The organism is Streptomonospora salina, from assembly GCF_014204715.1.
GTDB classification, from domain to species: domain Bacteria; phylum Actinomycetota; class Actinomycetes; order Streptosporangiales; family Streptosporangiaceae; genus Streptomonospora; species Streptomonospora salina.
In genome coordinates this window covers 134,395-149,950 of the sequence record NZ_JACHLY010000001.1, presented here as the reverse complement: position 1 = coordinate 149,950, position 15,556 = coordinate 134,395, and the positions used below count along the sequence as shown (strand labels likewise).

Below are 15,556 nucleotides of genomic sequence, written 5' to 3'. Positions count from 1 at the left end.
CAGGCGTTGTACCCGTCAGGGAGACCGGCCGAGTCGAGGATGGTGCCCATGCCCCTGCTGATCGTCATCGCGCTGATGGCGCTGCCTTTCCTGGAGATCTGGCTGATGATCATGGTCGGCCAGCAGATCGGCGTCGCCTGGACCGTCGCGCTGCTGTTCGCGCTGAGCGCCGCGGGCGTCGTCGTGCTGCGCAGCGCCGGAACCAAGACCTTCCGCGAGGCGAACGAGGCCATGCGCACCGGCTCGCCTCCGCAGTCGGGGCTGCTGGACACGCTGATGCTGATGGTGGGCGGCATCCTGCTGCTCACCCCGGGGTTCGTCACCGCCGCCTTCGGCGCCGTGATGGCGCTGCCCTTCACCCGACCGGCGCTGCGCTGGGCGTTCGCGGCCTGGGCCGAGCGCCGCGTCACCCGCATGCGCGACGCCGCCGAGGCCGAGTTCGTCGCCCGGGGCGGCCGCATCCCGCCCGAGCCCGGAGGCAAGGACGGCCGCGCCCCCGGCGGCGGCCGCGTCGTGCGGGGCCGCATCGTCGAGGACGAGTGATCCCGGCCGATCCGGGCCGGGCACCGCCCGGCCGGACCGGATCCCCGGCGGTAGTGTTGCGGGCGTGAACGACGACAAGCCGTGGAACTACCTCATGGACATGGACGGGGTCCTGGTGCACGAAGAGCACCTCATCCCCGGCGCCGACGTGTTCGTCTCCGAATTGCGGGAGAACGGAATCGGCTTCATGGTCCTGACGAACAACTCCATCTACACGCCGCGCGACCTGCGGGCCCGCCTGCGGCGCAGCGGCCTGGACATCCCCGAGGAATCCATCTGGACCTCCGCTCTGGCCACCGCGCGGTTCCTGCGCGAGCAGCGGCCCGGCGGATCGGCCTACGTGGTGGGGGAGTCGGGCCTGACCACCGCGCTGCACAGCATCGGCTACGTGCTCACCGACCGCGACCCCGACTACGTGGTGCTGGGCGAGACCCGCACCTACAGCTTCGAGGCGATCACCCGCGCGATCCGGTTGGTGGAGAGCGGCGCGCGGTTCATCGCGACCAACCCCGACGAGAAGGGGCCCAGTCGCGAAGGGTCGCTGCCGGCCACCGGCGCGGTGGCGGCGCTGATCGAGCGCGCGACCGGGCGAGCGCCGTATTACGTGGGCAAGCCCAATCCGCTGATGATGCGTTCGGCGCTGCGGGCGCTGGGCGCCCACTCCGAGAGCACCGTCATGATCGGCGACCGCATGGACACCGACGTGCGCTCCGGACTGGAGGCGGGCCTGCAGTCGCTGCTGGTGCTGTCGGGGATCTCCGGCCGCGAGACGGCCGAGCTCTTCCCCTACCGCCCGACGAAGGTCCTGAATTCGGTGGCCGACCTCGTGGGCCACACCCGCGACCCCTTCGGCGAGGACACGACCGCCGACCAGGCTCAGGGTTCCTGAACCCGCCGCACGAGCGGGATCCGCGCACATGCGAAGGGGCGGTCAGGCCCTCCCGCCTCCGCCCCTCGCGCGTGCGCGCCCCCTGCCGGTGCTCAGGCGCTGCGCCGCTCTTCGGCGATCGCCTCCATGTGCTCCTGCTCTTCCCTGCGGCGGGACCTGAGCAGCTCCAAGCGCTCGTTGAGGACCTCTTCGAGGTCCTCCATGCTGCGGCGCTCCAGGAGCATGTCCCAGTGGGTCCGCGCGGGCTTGGCCTTCTTCTCCTGCGACTCCTTGCCGTCGACCATCAGCGCGGTCTCGCCGCAGAAGCGGCACTCCCAGTTCGTGGGGACCTCGGCTTCGGTCGCGAACGTGATGGGGAAGCGATGACCCCGAGGGCAGTCGTAGGTGACCTCTTGGCGCGGTGCCAGGTCGGTGTTGCGGTCGTTCTCGTAGCTCGTCGCCCCGAGTCGTGTGCCGCGAAGTGCTCGCTCGGCCATCGGTTGCGTGCCTCCAGGCGCTCTTGCGGGATACATGGGTCTAACACGTCGGTCCGTGCCAAGATTCCCCGCACATCGGTGAACCAACCGTGCGATAATGCCCGGTCGCCGGTGACCGGGGCGCGCCGAACGGTAGTAGCCACAGGACACGGGCGCACAACGCCGAGCACACGGCCCGGTCGCACCCCTGCATTCCCCGTGCGGTCTTGACACAATCTTTACCGGGATCGGCCGGTGAGCCGACGCCGGGCGGCAGGCCGCTCCCCGCCGTCGGCGTACCGCGGCGCGCGCGGCCCTCCCCGGCCGTCAGCTCCAACGCACCGCCACCGGGGCCGGATTCCCGTACCGGGGCGGTCGCCGGAGCCGGCGGCCGCCCGGGTGGGCCGCCGCGGCGCGGACGTCAGGACACGGGCTCCAGCAGCACGACCGGAATGTCGCGGTCGGTGCTCTTCTGGTACTCGTCGTACTGCGGCCACACCTCGGCCATGGAGGACCACAGCCGGCTCTTCTCCCCGGGGGCGGCGGTGCGCGCCCGGGCGCCGAACTCCTCGGCTCCGACCTGCACCCGCGCCTGCGGGTCGGCCTGCAGGTTCTTGTACCACTGCGGGTGGTCGGGTGCGCCGCCGTTGGAGGCCACGACCACGTAGGCCCCGCCGTCGGGCCGGTAGATCAGCGGCGTGGTGCGCGGCTCGCCGGAATTGCGTCCGGTTGTGGTCAGCAGCAGCACCGTGGTGCCGTTCCACTCGTGGCCCTCCGCGCCGTCGGTCGCGCGGTAGCGCTCGACGTGCTCCTTGCCGAACAGCATGTGCTCCCCTTCCGCGCCGGAACCGCCCGGAGGCGGCGGCGCCGTCGTCGTCTCGGCCGACTGGCCAGCATAGCCATCCGCGGCGGCGGATCCGCCCCGGCCACACCGGGACCCGCGACACGCGGCGACCGCTTGACTGCGGACGCGGCGCACCGAATGATCGGTCAGTCGGTAAACGACCCGCCCCGCCACCCCCGCCGGGGCGGCCCCCTACCGAGGAGGTTCGACGGGTGACCGCCCGAAAACCGCACACGGAACCGTCCCGGCGCAGCGCCGCCGGAGCCCTGCTGACCGCGACCGCACTGCTGCTGACCGCGGCACCGGCCGCCGCCGACCCCGCTCCCGCCGCCGGCGACATCACCGACCGGATCGAGGCAGTACCGGGCCTGCGCATCATCGACGAGACCGACACCGCACCCGGATTCCGCTACTTCGTCCTGGGGTACGAGCAGCCCGCCGACCACGCCGCCCCCGGCGGCGACAGCTTCGAACAGCGCCTGACCCTGCTGCACCGCGGCCTCGACCGGCCCACCGTACTGCACACCAGCGGATACGGTGTCGGCCTCGGCGCCTTCCGAAGCGAGCCCACCCGCATCGTCGACGGCAACCAGATCTCCACCGAGCAGCGGTTCTTCGAGCCCTCCCGCCCGGACCCCGCCGACTGGGACGATCTGGACATCCGCCAGGCCGCCGCCGACCACCACCGCCTCGTCGAGGCGCTCGACGACGTCTACGAGCGGGAGTGGATCTCGACCGGAGCCTCGAAGGGCGGCATGACCTCGGTCTACCACCGCCGCTTCTACCCCGGCGACGTCGACGGCACCGTCGCCTACGTCGCCCCCAACGACGTCCTCGACCACGAGGACCACGCCTACCGGCGGTTCTTCCGCACCGTCGGCGACGACCCCCGGTGCCGGCGGGGCCTGGAGGACCTCCAGCGCGCGGCGCTGGAGCGGCGGGACGAGCTCGTGGACCACTACAGGGGACGGGCCGAGGAGAACGGCTGGACCTTCCACCGCTCCCTCGGCAGCGCCGACAAGGCCCTGGAGATGCTCGTCCTCGACACCCCCTGGGCGTTCTGGCAATACCAGCCCCACACCGAGGCCTGCGCCGACGTGCCGGCGCCCGAGGCCTCCACCGGCGACATCGCGGCGTTCCTCGACGAGGTCGCCGGGTTCGCCTTCTACACCGACCAGGGAACCGAGCCCTACATCCCCTACTACTTCCAGGCCGCCACCCAGCTGGGGACCCCGAGCGTGCCCACGCGCCACCTCGACGGCCTGCTGCGCTACCCCGGCCTGTTCCAGGCCGGCAGCTACCTGCCCGAGGACATGGACGTCCCGCGCTTCGACCGGTGGGCCATGCCCGACATCGACCACTGGGTGACCCACCGGTCCGAGCGCATGCTCTTCGTCGACGGCGAGTACGACCCGTGGGGCGCCGAGCCCTTCAGGGTCCTCGGCAAGCGTGACACCATGCGCTTCGTCGCCCCGGGTGCCAACCACGGCGCCGACATCGCCGCGCTGTCCGGCGAGGACCGCTCGGCGGCCACCGCGGCGCTGCGCCGCTGGAGCGGCGTGGGCGACGAGCCCGCCACTATGGCCGACCGGGTGCCCGAACTCGACGACGCCGGCGAGCGCCGGGAGCGGGTCGAGCGCGGATTCCGGTAGGACCGGCCGGGGCCGGGCCGGTCCGGGCGGCGCGGGCGGACACCCGTCCGCGCCGCACACGCGACCCGTCCCCGGCCGGGTTCTCGGCGGTTCTAGACGGCGTCGGGCACGGTGTTGCCGGCGTCGCGGATGCCGCGGGATACACCCAGCGAAGCCAGGACCGCGAAGCCCAGGACGAAGAACACCACCAGTGACAGGATCGCCAGCCGGTAGTCGCCGCCGGTGGCGTCCAGCGCCACCCCCAGCGCCAGCGACCCCAGAAACGCCGACCCCTTGTCGCTGATCTCGTAGAGGCCGAAATACTCGGCCTCCTTGCCGGCCGGGACCAGGTGGGAGAACAGCGACCGCGACAGCGCCTGGGTGCCGCCCAGCACGATGGCGATGAAGAACGCCAGGATGAAGAACTGCACCGCCGATCCCTCGCTCAGCAGCGGCGCCACGGCCACCACCGCCGTCCATACGACCAGGCTGCCCAGGATCGTGCGCTTGGTGCCCAGCCGGCGCCCGATCGCGCCCACCGCCAGCGCACCGCCGAAGGCCACGAACTGCACCATCAGGATGGCGCCGATCTGCACTTCCTGGCCCAGGCCCAGCGCCTGGTCGGCGAAGGTCGCCGCGAACGCGATCACGGTCTGGATGCCGTCGTTGAACAGGATGTAGGCCACCAGGAACAGCAGTGTCCGGGGGTAGGCGCGCAGACTGCGCACGGTGTGCCAGAGCTGGACGAAGCTGCCGGTCACCATGCGGGAAGTGGTGGCCCGGCCCGGTTCGGCGGGCCGGGTGCCCGTCAGCACGCTGCCGCGGTAGCGGTTGCGCAGCCGCGTCAGCGGGATCAGGGTGAACACCGCCCACCACACGCCCGCCGACGCCATGGCGATGCGCACGGCGTGGCCCTGCTCCAGGCCGAACGCCCCGTGGAAGAGGTAGAGCACCAGGTGCAGGCTCAGCAGCAGCGCGCCGCCGAGGTAGCCCAGCGCCCAGCCGCGCGAAGAGACGGTGTCGCGCTCGTCGGGCGCGGCCAAGTCCGGAAGGAAGGAGTTGTAGACCACGACCGACGCGCCCAGGACGAGGTTGGCCAGCACGAACAGGCCGGCGCCCAGCAGGTACTCGGTGCCGTCGACGAAGTACAGGCCCATCGTGGCGAAGGCCCCGATGTAGGCCAGCACGCCCATCAGCTCGCGCTTGCGTCCGGTGTAGTCGGCGATCGCCCCCACGGCGGGCAGTGCCACCAGCTGCAGCAGTACCGACAGCGAGGTCGCGTAGGGGTAGAGCGCGGTGGGGTCGATCATCCAGCCCAGCACGCTGATCCGGCCTCCGGGGCCGGCGGCGTTCTGGGCCAGAGTAGTCAGGTACGGACCGAAGAAGACCGAAATGACCGACGTGAAGAAGACCGAGTTCGCCCAGTCGTAGAAGTACCAGGCGCGGCGCTCGCGTCCCGTGGCGGAGGGCGGGCCGGGTGCCGCGCCGGGCGGCGGGGAAGCCGGGGGAGGGGGAGTGGTGGCCATGGTCGGATCCTTGTCCGGGGGCGGGGCGGTGGGGGCGGCTACCGGTCGGCGACCGGGTCGCCGCCGGAATCCTGCCAGGCGCCGCGACGGCGCAGCACGCGGCGCAGACCCTCGGTGTCGTCGGTGACGATGCCGTCGACGCCGGCGTCCAGCAGCCGTTCCATCACGCCGGTGTCGTTGATGGTCCACACGTGCACCTGCAGCCCGAGGCGATGGGCCGTGGCGATCACATCGCTGCTGACCAGCGGGATCGAGCTGTGGCTGAGGGGAATCTGCGCGCAGACCGGGACCGTCGGCGCCAGCGGGCGCAGCGGTGCGGCGAAGGAGGCGGCGCGTAGCCGGGCGACCTCGACCGGACCGCACGAGGTGGCCACCGGGCGGTCGAACAGCCGGCGGGCGCGGTTCACCCGCCGCTGGTCGAAGGAGCCCACGCACACGCGGTCCCAGGCCGCGGTGCGGCGCAGGGTCCGCACCAGCGGGGCCACGGCCGCGTCGCTTTTGATGTCGACGTTGAGCCGCACGTGGGGCCAGGCACCCAGCAGGTCCTCCAGCAGCGGGATGGGCTCGCGCCCGGCGACGCGCGCTCGGGCGGCCTCGGCGTAGGGCAGGTCGGCGATGCGGCCGCTGCGGTCGGTGGCCCGGTCCAGCGTGGTGTCGTGGAAGGCCATCAGCACGCCGTCGGCTGTGGCGTGCACGTCGGTCTCCAGGTACCGGTAGCCCAGGTCCACGGCGTGCTGGAAGGCGACGGCGGTGTTCTCCAGCGACGTGTCCACGGCACCGGAGGCGTCGGTGAGCCGGCCGCCGCGGTGGGCCAGCGCGATGGGGGCGGGTGTGTCGAGGTACCGGTGTGTCACAGCCAGCAGTATGCCCGCTGCCGGGTTCCGGGACCACGCCCCGGGCCAGGGCCGCGCGGGCGCCGGCCCCGGAACCGGCGCGAGAAACCTGGAATTCCAGGTGGCATCGCGGCGGTGCCGGGCGCTCTGAGTGGGAGGCGGATCGGCGCCGCGCCGGCTCCGCCGCCTCCGCGGGCGCCCGGCGCCCGCGGAAGAGACCGCATCCGTCGCGGAAGGGACGCAGCCTTGGCAGGTCACCAGCTCCACACCGCCTCCGCCCACGCCTCCACACCCGCCGGCCCACCGGCCCCGCCCGTCGACCGCACCGGCGGTTCGCACCCGCCGGCGCGCCGCTCCCCGAACGCCCCGACCCGCCGGCCGCGTCCCGGGCGCGGTCCCGCACGCTCGCACCCGGTGGCCTATCCGCACCGCCGCAGCCCTCAGCAGCTGTCGCGCTTCGCCCAGATCCTGGCCGAGGTGCTGGCGGGGCAGCGGCCGGTCCACCAGGTCCGGCCGCTGCTGGGGCGGCGCGCCTATGCGCTGCTGCTGCGCCGCGCCGGCTGCTACGCGGGCGCCTACAGCCCCCGCTTGCGGCGGACGGTGCTGCGCACACCCGCGCCCGACGTCGCCGAGCTGACTGCGGTGGTCGACTGCGGTGCGCGCTGCCGTGCGCTCGCGCTGCGCGTGGCTTATGCCCAGCACGCTTGGCTGTGCACGCACATCGAAACCGACGTGTGCTCGACGGCCGGGAGCTGACCGGCCGGCGGGGCCCGCGCGGCGGTCGCGCCGCGCGGGCCCCGCGAGGGCTATGGTAAGCGCCTTCCTTTAGTGTCGGGCAGGTCACCGGCGGGTTTTCCGCCGTGCGATCGGCGTGCGCCCGGCCGGATCGGCGCCGTCGGGGCGTCGGGGCGGCCGGCACCGTGCGCGGATACGCCTCTGGCGTCGGAAAGCAGGTTAAAGTACGTTGGAAAGCGCTTTCTCAATCGAGTGATAGGACGACGCATGCAAGATCGGGTGCTGGCCGTCGCCATGAACGGCGTCACCGGCCGCATGGGCTACCGACAGCATTTGACGCGGTCGGTGCTGGCGATCAGGAAGGCCGGCGGAGTCGAGCTCCCCGACGGATCACGGGTGGTGCCCGAGCCCGTCCTCGTGGGCCGGTCCGCGGACAAGCTCCGGCGCATCGCCGAAGCCAACGGCGTCGAGCGGTGGAGCACCGACCTCGACACCGTGCTGTCCGACCCCGGCATCGAAGCCTACTTCGACGCCCAGATCACCAGCGCCCGCGAGGAGGCGCTGCGCTCGGCGATCGCGGCCGGCAAGCACATCTACACCGAAAAACCCACCGCCTCCACGCTCAGCGCGGCACTGGAGCTGGCCAAGCTCGCCCGCGACGCCGGAGTGTGCAACGGCGTCGTGCAGGACAAGCTGTTCCTGCCCGGCCTGCTCAAACTGCGCCGGCTGCTGGAAAGCGGCTTCTTCGGCCGGGTGCTGTCCATCCGCGGCGAGTTCGGCTACTGGGTCTTCGAAGGCGGCTGGCAGGAGCCCCAGCGGCCCAGCTGGAACTACCGCGCCGAGGACGGCGGCGGCATCGTGCTGGACATGTTCCCGCACTGGCACTACATCCTGGAGCAGCTCTTCGCCCCGGTGCGCGCGGTCAACGCCACCACCGCCACCCACATCGCCCGGCGCTGGGACGAAGGCGGCAGCCCCTACGCCGCCACCGCCGAAGACGCCGCCTACGCCGTCTTCGAGCTCGAAGGCGGCATCACCGCCCAGATCAACTCCTCCTGGTGCGTGCGGGTCGACCGCGACGAACTCGTGGAGTTCCAGGTCGACGGTACCGAGGGCAGCGCCGTGGCCGGACTGCGCGACTGCCGCATCCAGCACCGCGTCGCCACCCCCCGCGCGTTCTGGGACCCCGACGCCCCCTCCGACCAGGGCGGATACCGCGACCAGTGGGAGCAGGTCCCCGACAACGCCGTCTTCGACAACGGCTTCCGCACCCAGTGGGAACAGTTCATCTCCCACGTGTGCGCGGGTACCTCCTTCCCCTACGACCTGCTCTCGGGGGCGCGGGGCCTGCACCTGGCCGAGGCCGGGCTGCGCTCGGCCGCCTCGGGCAACCGCGTCGAGCTGGAGGAGGTGGATCTGCCGTGAGCGGCCCGACACTGATGCTGCCGACCGCCGACGGCCGGCTGAACGGATTCACCCCCCGCGGCGCACCGCCGGCCCCCGCGGCCGCCGACGCCCCGCCGCCCGGGTCGCGCACCGCCTACGCAGCGGCCCACGTCGTTGCCGACCCGCTGGCCGGCAACGCCATCGGCGCCCCCGCCCGCCTCGACTGGGAAGCCACCATGGCCTTCCGGCACCACCTGTGGGACCTGGGCCTGGGCGTGGCCGACGCCATGGACACCGCCCAGCGCGGCATGGGTCTGGACTGGCCCGCCACGGCCGAGCTGATCCGCCGCAGCGCGGCCGAGGCCGCGTCCCGCGGCGCCGCCGTGTGCTGCGGCGCCGGCACCGACCACCTCGAACCCGGCGCGGGGACGACGCTCACGGAGGTCGAGGCCGCCTATACCGAACAGCTGGAGACCGTCGAGGGCGCCGGTGCCATCCCCGTGCTGATGGCCAGCCGGCACCTGGCCGCCTGCGCCCGCGGCCCCGCCGACTACGCCGCCGTGTACGGACGGCTGCTGCGGCAGGTACGCGGCCCCGTCATTCTGCACTGGCTGGGCACCGCCTTCGATCCGGCGCTGGCCGGCTACTGGGGCCACGACGATCCGGCCGAAGCGATCGACACGGTCGCCGGAATCATCGCCGAGCACGCCTCCCGCATCGACGGGATCAAGGTGTCGCTGCTGGACGCCGCGCTGGAGGTGCGGCTGCGCGAACGCCTGCCGGCGGGCGTTCGGCTCTACACCGGCGACGACTTCAACTATCCCGAGCTCATCGAAGGCGACGCCGGCGGCCACTCCCACGCCCTGCTCGGTATCTTCGCCGCCATCGCCCCGGCCGCCGCGGCGGCGCTGCGTGCGCTGGACGCCGGCGACACCGCGGGTTACCGCGCGCTGCTGGAGCCCACGGTCCCGCTGGCCCGCCACATCTTCGCCGCTCCCACGTACTACTACAAGACCGGGATCGCGTTCTTGAGCTGGCTCAACGGGCACCAGCCCGGCTTCACCATGGTCGGGGGCCTGCACAGCGCCCGCGACCTGGTGCACCTGTCGGAGGCGCTGCGTCTGGCCGACGCCGCCGGGGTCCTCACCGACCCCGACCTGGCGGTCGCCCGGATGCGCGGCCTGCTGGAGATCTCGGGGGTGCGGTGATGGCGGCACGAGCGCACGGCGGTCCGGCCGCGCCTACGGCCGTCGACGTCCCCTCCGGTGCGCCCGCGGGGGACGCGCCGGAGCCCGGAGACCCGCGACTGGCCCGGCTGTCGATCAACCAGAAGACCGTCAACGAGTGGAGCCTGCCCGAGGCCGTCGACGGCTGCCTGCGCGCGGGCATCGGCTCCGTCGGACTGTGGCGCGAGCACGCCGCCGAGGCCGGCATCGCACGCTCGGCCCGGCTGGTGCGCGAGTCCGGGCTGCGGGTGTCCTCCTACTGCCGCGGCGGTTTCCTCACCGGCTGCGACCGCACCCCGGCGCTGGAGGACAACCGCCGGGCCCTCGACGAGGCCGCCGAGCTCGGCGCGCCCTGCCTGGTGGTGGTGGTCGGCGGACTGCCCGACGGCGACCGCGACCTCGTCGGCGCCCGCGAGCGCATGGCCGAGGCGATCGCCGAGCTCGCACCCTACGCCGCCGAGCGCGGCGTGTGTCTGGCGCTGGAGGCCCTGCACCCGATGTTCTGCGCCGATCGGGCCGTGCTGTCGACCCTGGGCCAGGCGCTGGACGTCGCCGAGTGCTTCCCCGTCGGCCAGGTCGGCGTGGTCGTGGACTCCTACCACGTGTGGTGGGACCCCCGCCTCCACCGGGAGATCGCCCGCGCCGGCGAGCGCATCGCCGCCTTCCAGGTCTGCGACTGGGTGCTGCCGCTGCCGGCCGACCCGCTGCTGGGCCGGGGCATGGTCGGCGACGGGCACGCCGACATCCCCGCGCTGCACCGGGCCGTGGACGCGGCGGGATATACCGGCGACATCGAGGTGGAGATCTTCAACGCCGACGTGTGGTCGGCCGACCCCGACGCGGTACTGGCCACCGTGGCGCGCCGGCACGTCCGCTACCTGGCCTGAGCGCCGGTCCGCAGCCCCGGCCCCGGGCGGTCCACGGACGGTTCCGGGGCCCGGGTGCGGACCCCGGAGCGGGAACGCCGCTCAGGAGCGGGCGGGCGGGGCCGTGCTCTCGCGCACGACGACCTCGCCCGAGACCGGCACCGTGCGCGGCTCGGTGTTCTCGTCGTCGTCCAGGGCCAGGCGGGCGGCCTCTTCGCCCATCCATTCCAGCGGCAGGCGCACCGTCGTCAGGCCGGGGGTGAGGTCGCGCAGGGTGGGGATGTCGTCGAAGCCGGCCACCGACATGTCCCGGGGAACCTCCAGCCCTCCGTCGCGCAGCGCCGCGACGGCGCCGGTGGCCATGACGTCGTTGACGGCGAACAGGCAGGTGGCGTCGGTATCGGCGGACAGCAGGCGGCGGGTGGATTCGTAGCCGCCGTCGCGGGTGAAGGCGCCGTGCACGACGTTGCGCGGGTCCGGTTCGATGCCTGCCGCCGACAGCGCCGCGTGGAAGCCGTCGAGCCGGTCGCGGGCGGTGCGCAGGTTGTTGGGTCCGGCCAGGAGTGCGAAGCGGCGGTGCCCCAGCCCGATCAGGTGCCGGGCGAGTTCGGCGGCGCCGTCGCGGTTGCTGGGCACCACGGTGTCGGCGGGCAGGCCCTCCTGGGAGACGCAGGCGATGCGGCCCCCGCGGGCCCCGAGGGCGGCGATCTCGTCGGCCAGCCGCCGGGTGGTCTCCTCTTCGATGGTGCGGCTGCCCGCCAGCACGACCGCGCGGGCGCGGTGCGAGCGCAGCGTGGCGAGCAGTTCCAGTTCGCGCTGCGGGGTGCGGCCGGTGGTGCCCAGCACGACGACCAGTCCTTCGTCCTCGGCCGTGCGGGTGACACCGGAGGCGATGCTGGAGAAATAGGGGTCGGCGATGTCGTGGACGATGAGTCCGACCAGTGAGCTGGTGTTGCGGGCCAGGGTCTGGGCCGAGGCGTTGGCGAGGTAGCCCAGCTCGCGGGCGCTGGCCGTGACGCGCTCGTGCAGGGTGCGCCCTACCTGGCGGGTGCTGCCGTTGAGGACGCGCGAGGCGGTGGCCAGGGAGACGCCGGCGTGCCGGGCGACCTGATCCAATGTCACGTATCCGCTGCCCACGGCTTCACCTTTCGCCCCGACTGCGGGAAAACTTTTTCCGCAGTCCGATCCTACGCGTGCGCGCAACCCCCGTTACCAGCCGCATCCGCGGCGCGGCGCGGTGCACCCCGACACGCTGAGGAGAGTGCGCCGGGCGGGCGGGGCGGCCGCGCCGACCGTGCCCTGGCCCCCGCTGGAAACCGCTTCCAGTGGTTCGTCGCGCCGGATCCGCTGCGGGCGCCAGCCTAGCCGGTCGGCGGCGGGTGCGGGGCTGAACGCCCATGCCGACCGGCGGGACCGGCCGCGGCTTCGGCGGTGCCCGAGGAGGCGGGGCGCCGGTTCGGCCGACGGTTCCGGCGCAAGGGCGTCCACGGGGGCGCGTGGTCGACGCCGCCCCTGCGGGCGGGATCGGGGCGCAGCGGGGCGAACGGATCCTCGCGCGCGGCCTCGTCGGGCAGGACTGCCGTAGGGGAGCCGGCACCGCCGTCCGAAGCCGCGGGAGGCGGGTCGGCCGAGGGGCGTCATGGCAGCGGGCCGTCGGTGCCGCGCCCGCGCGGCGGCCGATTCGGCCCGTGCCACCGGTGGCGGGGATGCGCATGGCCGTCCTGTTCGCGTCGTCGGGCGCGTGCGGTGCGGACCCGCGCGGCCGCGTGCGCTTCCGGGTGCGCCTCCTCCACTGGAAAGCGCTTGCCATTGAGTTTCGCGCGTCGTAGGAGAGCAGCAGACGGCGGGCGCCGCCAGTGGACCCCGCCGCACCCGGACGGCCTCAGGTCCGGGTGCCTGCGGCGCGACGAAGCGGGAAACCGCCGAAGCGGTCACCCGACCGCCGTAGGAATCCCCGGCTTCGCGGCCGGGGAGCGGACGTCGACCCGCTCGGCGCACGTGCGCCGCCCGACCCGCCCGGGTGCGCCGAGGCGGGGAACCGGCCCGCGGGCGTCACGCCGCGGAGCGCTCCGGAGCGGGCGCGCCCAGGCGGTCGCGGGCGGTCGCGACCAGACCGGCCAGGCGATCGGGGGAGGGATGGCCGTCGGCGACCAGGGTGAGGACGCGGCGCTCCACCGCCGAGCGCGCCGCCACGTGCAGCGGATCGCGCCAGGCCAGCGAGCCGCCCACGCCCGGGTACTCACCGGCGCGCACGAACCACGGGTCCGCCACCGGGCCCGCTGCGGCGAACACCAGGCTCCACCGCTGCTCGGAGTCGGAGGTGCCCTGCAGCGCCAGCCAAGGGGCGCGCGAGCCGTGCAGCGCGTCCTCGCCCTCGGCACCGGGACCGAGTACCCGCGGCGGACGGGCGTGGCGCGGAGCGCGCCAGAAGAACCCGCCGTAGCCGGCCCCGGGGCGGCCCTTGGTCGCCGGGCTGTTGACCTCCAGGTCGCGCTCGCCGGCGACCAGCCGCGTGTGCAGATCCAGCGCCCACGTGTGCGCGTCCACCTCCCATGCGGCGGTCTCGCGGACCTCGCCGAGCAGTTCGGTACCGTCGCGCCCGACCCAGGCGATCCGCTCGACCGACCGGTCGTCGGCGGCCGCGTCCCAGCCGCGGTGCTCCTGGCGCCCGTGGTTGTCCAGCAGCACCGGACCGCGGTCGCGGACGAAGGTGGTGCCGCCCCAGAAGCTGCTGCCGTTGACGTCGGGCACGGTCACGCCGACGCCCAGGTGGTGCAGGTGGTCGTCGGGACGGACCTCGGTGACGGTGGTGCCCGCCGGGGTGCGCACCGGGTGGAGGTAGGGGCGGGGCGACAGCTGCGGATCGACGCCGGCGCCGCTGTTCCACTCGGCGACCACCGATCCCCGGCACCGCAGCACCGCTGCGCCTTCGCCGTGTCCGCTCCCGGCCCGGCCGCCGTCCGCATCTCCTGCCGCCATAGGGCTGCACCCGTCCTTTCCGCCGTGTTGCGCCGCTGTGTCGTCGGGGCCGCGGGCCGTCGGCCCGCTCGTTCCGGCCGCCGCCCGGGGCGGGGCCGCTGCCGTGCCCCGGATACGCGGTCGGCGGCGTCAGCCCGTGCCGCCGCCGCGATCGGAGACCGCTTCGGGGCGGGCTCCCGTCCCGGTCGGGCCGGGCACCGCCCAGGGAGCCGCCAGTTCGGAGAAGAGCGCCATCCGCTCGGCGCTGCGTGCGATCAGATCGTCGATTCCCTCCACCACTCGATGCACACCGTCGTCCTCGCTGCTCACGAGCTGCATTCCGGCGGGGATCGGCAACGGGTCGGGCGCTCGGCGCACGGCGTCGAGCACCGCCGTGAAACCGGTGGTCTCCTCGGGCGGAACCAGCAGCTCGGCCTCGCCGCGTACGTGGTCGATCAGGTTGCGCAGCAGGTCGGTGCGCGGGTGGACGGTCGTCTCGGGCTCCGCGCCGGGGCGCTCCAGCAGGACCTCGTCGCGGGTGTAGAACAGCGTGATGCGTCCGGCGTCGCCGTGGACGATCAGCCGCGGCGGGCGGTGGACCGCCGCGCAGAGGGTGACCGCGATGCTGATCGGCATCCCGTCGGGGGTGTGCAGGCGCAGGCACGAGGTGTCGTCGCTTTCGATGCCGTGGGCGCGGAAGAGCTCCAGTTCGATGCCGTCGGCGGTCCTGCGCTGCACGCCGGCCAGGGCCAATGCAGTGGCCACCGCGTGCGCGAACGGGTTGGTCAGCGCGCCGTCGACGACGTCGACGCCGCCGAGGGTGCGCCGGCCCGCCCATTCGGCGCGGTCGTAGTACTGCGAGGTGCGCACCCACGTTCCCGCGCCCCCGATGCCGCGGACCGTGCCGACGGCCCCGTCGGCGATCAGGGACCGCACCGCAGCGATGGCGGCCGAGCCGAGGCTCTGGAATCCGATCTGGCAGGCGGGGCCTGCGGCGGCTGCGGCCTCGCGCAGGGCGTGGAATTCGCCGGCCGTGGCGGTGGGCGGTTTCTCCAGCAGCAGGTGCGAGCCCGCCTCCAGCGCCGTGCGGGCGAGGGGGAGATGCGTGTGGATCGGAGTGCACAGGATCGTGACGGCGGCCCCGGTGCGCCGCAGTAGCGCGCCGAGGTCGGCGCCCTGCTCGACCCCGGAGCGGGCGGGAAGCTCGGACTCCGGAAGCGGGACCCGGTCGCACACTCCGACCAGCCGGACCAGTCCCTCTTCGGCGAGCGCCCCGACATTGCGCAGGTGCGAACGCCCGTGCCCGTGGGCGCCGGCGAGTACGACCGGAACGGGGGATTCACTCATCGGGATGTCGGGCGCGCCGGCCCCGCCTTCACGCGGGAGCGAGGCGCCCTCTCCTTCCTGGTCGAGGCGTGCACGATGGCTGGAACGGGGGCCGGTCCGAGGGTGCGGCCGTGCCCGCGACGACCGTGTCCGGGGGCGGTTCGGCGCGGAGGGGCGTGCGCGCTACGCGGGCCGCCGAAGCGGGCAGGTGCGGGCGGGCTCGGGTGTCGGATCCCGACAGGAGTCCTCTCGGACCGGGCGGTCGGCGACGAAGCGGTCCTCCTCGGCGGGCGACCGCCGGGGTCCCTCCCCACAAGGGGAGGACGTCCACGGGCCTG

At 73.8% G+C, this 15,556-nt stretch carries 14 protein-coding genes; 7 read left to right on the top strand and 7 right to left on the bottom strand.

The genetic code is table 11. The annotated features are described in order from the left end of the window. Window positions 1-48: 48 nt before the first annotated feature. Both HNR25_RS00675 and HNR25_RS00670 read left to right on the top strand, forming a co-directional pair. Complete coding sequence (locus HNR25_RS00675; protein WP_184632479.1) at window positions 49-543, top strand: FxsA family protein; 495 nt, start codon at window positions 49-51, stop codon at window positions 541-543. Between the two features lie 94 nt (window positions 544-637). Next, on the top strand, window positions 638-1,432 hold the full coding sequence (locus tag HNR25_RS00670; protein ID WP_184638645.1) for an HAD-IIA family hydrolase: 795 nt from the start codon (window positions 638-640) through the stop codon (window positions 1,430-1,432). 92 nt (window positions 1,433-1,524) lie between these two features. On the opposite strand, the gene HNR25_RS00665 is transcribed toward HNR25_RS00670, so the two are convergent. Beyond that, the gene (locus HNR25_RS00665; protein ID WP_184632477.1) at window positions 1,525-1,908 is read right to left on the bottom strand and encodes an RNA polymerase-binding protein RbpA; all 384 of its coding nucleotides are present in this window, start codon (window positions 1,906-1,908) and stop codon (window positions 1,525-1,527) included. A 400-nt stretch (window positions 1,909-2,308) separates the two neighbouring features. Continuing rightward, complete coding sequence (locus HNR25_RS00660; RefSeq protein WP_184632475.1) at window positions 2,309-2,713, bottom strand: nitroreductase family deazaflavin-dependent oxidoreductase; 405 nt, start codon at window positions 2,711-2,713, stop codon at window positions 2,309-2,311. 230 nt (window positions 2,714-2,943) lie between these two features. Here HNR25_RS00660 and HNR25_RS00655 point away from each other — a divergent pair, with 230 nt between their 5' ends. Beyond that, window positions 2,944-4,383, top strand: a complete 1,440-nt coding sequence (locus tag HNR25_RS00655) for a serine protease (protein ID WP_312862281.1) — start codon at window positions 2,944-2,946, stop codon at window positions 4,381-4,383. Window positions 4,384-4,475: 92 nt separating this feature from the next. Here HNR25_RS00655 and HNR25_RS00650 read toward each other — a convergent pair whose 3' ends face one another. Then, window positions 4,476-5,888 carry an MFS transporter gene (locus HNR25_RS00650; protein WP_184632472.1) on the bottom strand — a complete coding sequence of 471 codons (1,413 nt, stop codon included), beginning with the start codon at window positions 5,886-5,888 and terminating at the stop codon, window positions 4,476-4,478. A gap of 38 nt (window positions 5,889-5,926) precedes the next feature. Continuing rightward, window positions 5,927-6,742, bottom strand: coding sequence for a glycerophosphodiester phosphodiesterase family protein (locus tag HNR25_RS00645; RefSeq protein WP_184632470.1), 816 nt, complete (start codon window positions 6,740-6,742; stop codon window positions 5,927-5,929). A 393-nt stretch (window positions 6,743-7,135) separates the two neighbouring features. Between HNR25_RS00645 and HNR25_RS00640 the strand changes: the two genes are divergently transcribed. From HNR25_RS00640 to HNR25_RS00625, 4 genes are all read left to right on the top strand, one after another. Beyond that, complete coding sequence (locus HNR25_RS00640; RefSeq protein ID WP_312862280.1) at window positions 7,136-7,477, top strand: Rv3235 family protein; 342 nt, start codon at window positions 7,136-7,138, stop codon at window positions 7,475-7,477. A 246-nt stretch (window positions 7,478-7,723) separates the two neighbouring features. Continuing rightward, on the top strand, window positions 7,724-8,881 hold the full coding sequence (locus HNR25_RS00635) for a Gfo/Idh/MocA family protein (RefSeq protein ID WP_184632468.1): 1,158 nt from the start codon (window positions 7,724-7,726) through the stop codon (window positions 8,879-8,881). A gap of 14 nt (window positions 8,882-8,895) precedes the next feature. Then, the gene (locus HNR25_RS00630) at window positions 8,896-10,050 is read left to right on the top strand and encodes a dihydrodipicolinate synthase family protein (protein WP_184638640.1); all 1,155 of its coding nucleotides are present in this window, start codon (window positions 8,896-8,898) and stop codon (window positions 10,048-10,050) included. Then, window positions 10,050-10,955, top strand: a complete 906-nt coding sequence (locus tag HNR25_RS00625; protein WP_184632466.1) for a sugar phosphate isomerase/epimerase family protein — start codon at window positions 10,050-10,052, stop codon at window positions 10,953-10,955. Before HNR25_RS00630 ends, HNR25_RS00625 begins: the two co-directional genes overlap by 1 nt. 81 nt (window positions 10,956-11,036) lie before the next feature. On the opposite strand, the gene HNR25_RS00620 is transcribed toward HNR25_RS00625, so the two are convergent. The 3 genes from HNR25_RS00620 to HNR25_RS00610 form a co-directional block, all read right to left on the bottom strand. Next, the gene (locus HNR25_RS00620; RefSeq protein WP_184632464.1) at window positions 11,037-12,071 is read right to left on the bottom strand and encodes a LacI family DNA-binding transcriptional regulator; all 1,035 of its coding nucleotides are present in this window, start codon (window positions 12,069-12,071) and stop codon (window positions 11,037-11,039) included. Window positions 12,072-12,986: 915 nt separating this feature from the next. After that, window positions 12,987-13,913, bottom strand: coding sequence for a DUF6807 domain-containing protein (locus HNR25_RS00615; RefSeq protein ID WP_184632462.1), 927 nt, complete (start codon window positions 13,911-13,913; stop codon window positions 12,987-12,989). A 129-nt stretch (window positions 13,914-14,042) separates the two neighbouring features. Beyond that, on the bottom strand, window positions 14,043-15,239 hold the full coding sequence (locus HNR25_RS00610; RefSeq protein WP_184632460.1) for a Gfo/Idh/MocA family protein: 1,197 nt from the start codon (window positions 15,237-15,239) through the stop codon (window positions 14,043-14,045). Between the last annotated feature and the right edge of the window lie 317 nt (window positions 15,240-15,556).

Coding starts and splice junctions, on each gene's coding strand:
- HNR25_RS00675 (WP_184632479.1), top strand. CDS start 49: ATGCCCCTGCTGATCGTCATCGCGCTGATGGCGCTGCCTTTCCTGGAG.
- HNR25_RS00670 (WP_184638645.1), top strand. CDS start 638: ATGGACATGGACGGGGTCCTGGTGCACGAAGAGCACCTCATCCCCGGC.
- HNR25_RS00665 (WP_184632477.1), bottom strand. CDS start 1,908: ATGGCCGAGCGAGCACTTCGCGGCACACGACTCGGGGCGACGAGCTAC.
- HNR25_RS00660 (WP_184632475.1), bottom strand. CDS start 2,713: ATGCTGTTCGGCAAGGAGCACGTCGAGCGCTACCGCGCGACCGACGGC.
- HNR25_RS00650 (WP_184632472.1), bottom strand. CDS start 5,888: ATGGCCACCACTCCCCCTCCCCCGGCTTCCCCGCCGCCCGGCGCGGCA.
- HNR25_RS00635 (WP_184632468.1), top strand. CDS start 7,724: ATGCAAGATCGGGTGCTGGCCGTCGCCATGAACGGCGTCACCGGCCGC.
- HNR25_RS00630 (WP_184638640.1), top strand. CDS start 8,896: ATGCTGCCGACCGCCGACGGCCGGCTGAACGGATTCACCCCCCGCGGC.
- HNR25_RS00625 (WP_184632466.1), top strand. CDS start 10,050: ATGGCGGCACGAGCGCACGGCGGTCCGGCCGCGCCTACGGCCGTCGAC.
- HNR25_RS00615 (WP_184632462.1), bottom strand. CDS start 13,913: ATGGCGGCAGGAGATGCGGACGGCGGCCGGGCCGGGAGCGGACACGGC.
- HNR25_RS00610 (WP_184632460.1), bottom strand. CDS start 15,239: ATGAGTGAATCCCCCGTTCCGGTCGTACTCGCCGGCGCCCACGGGCAC.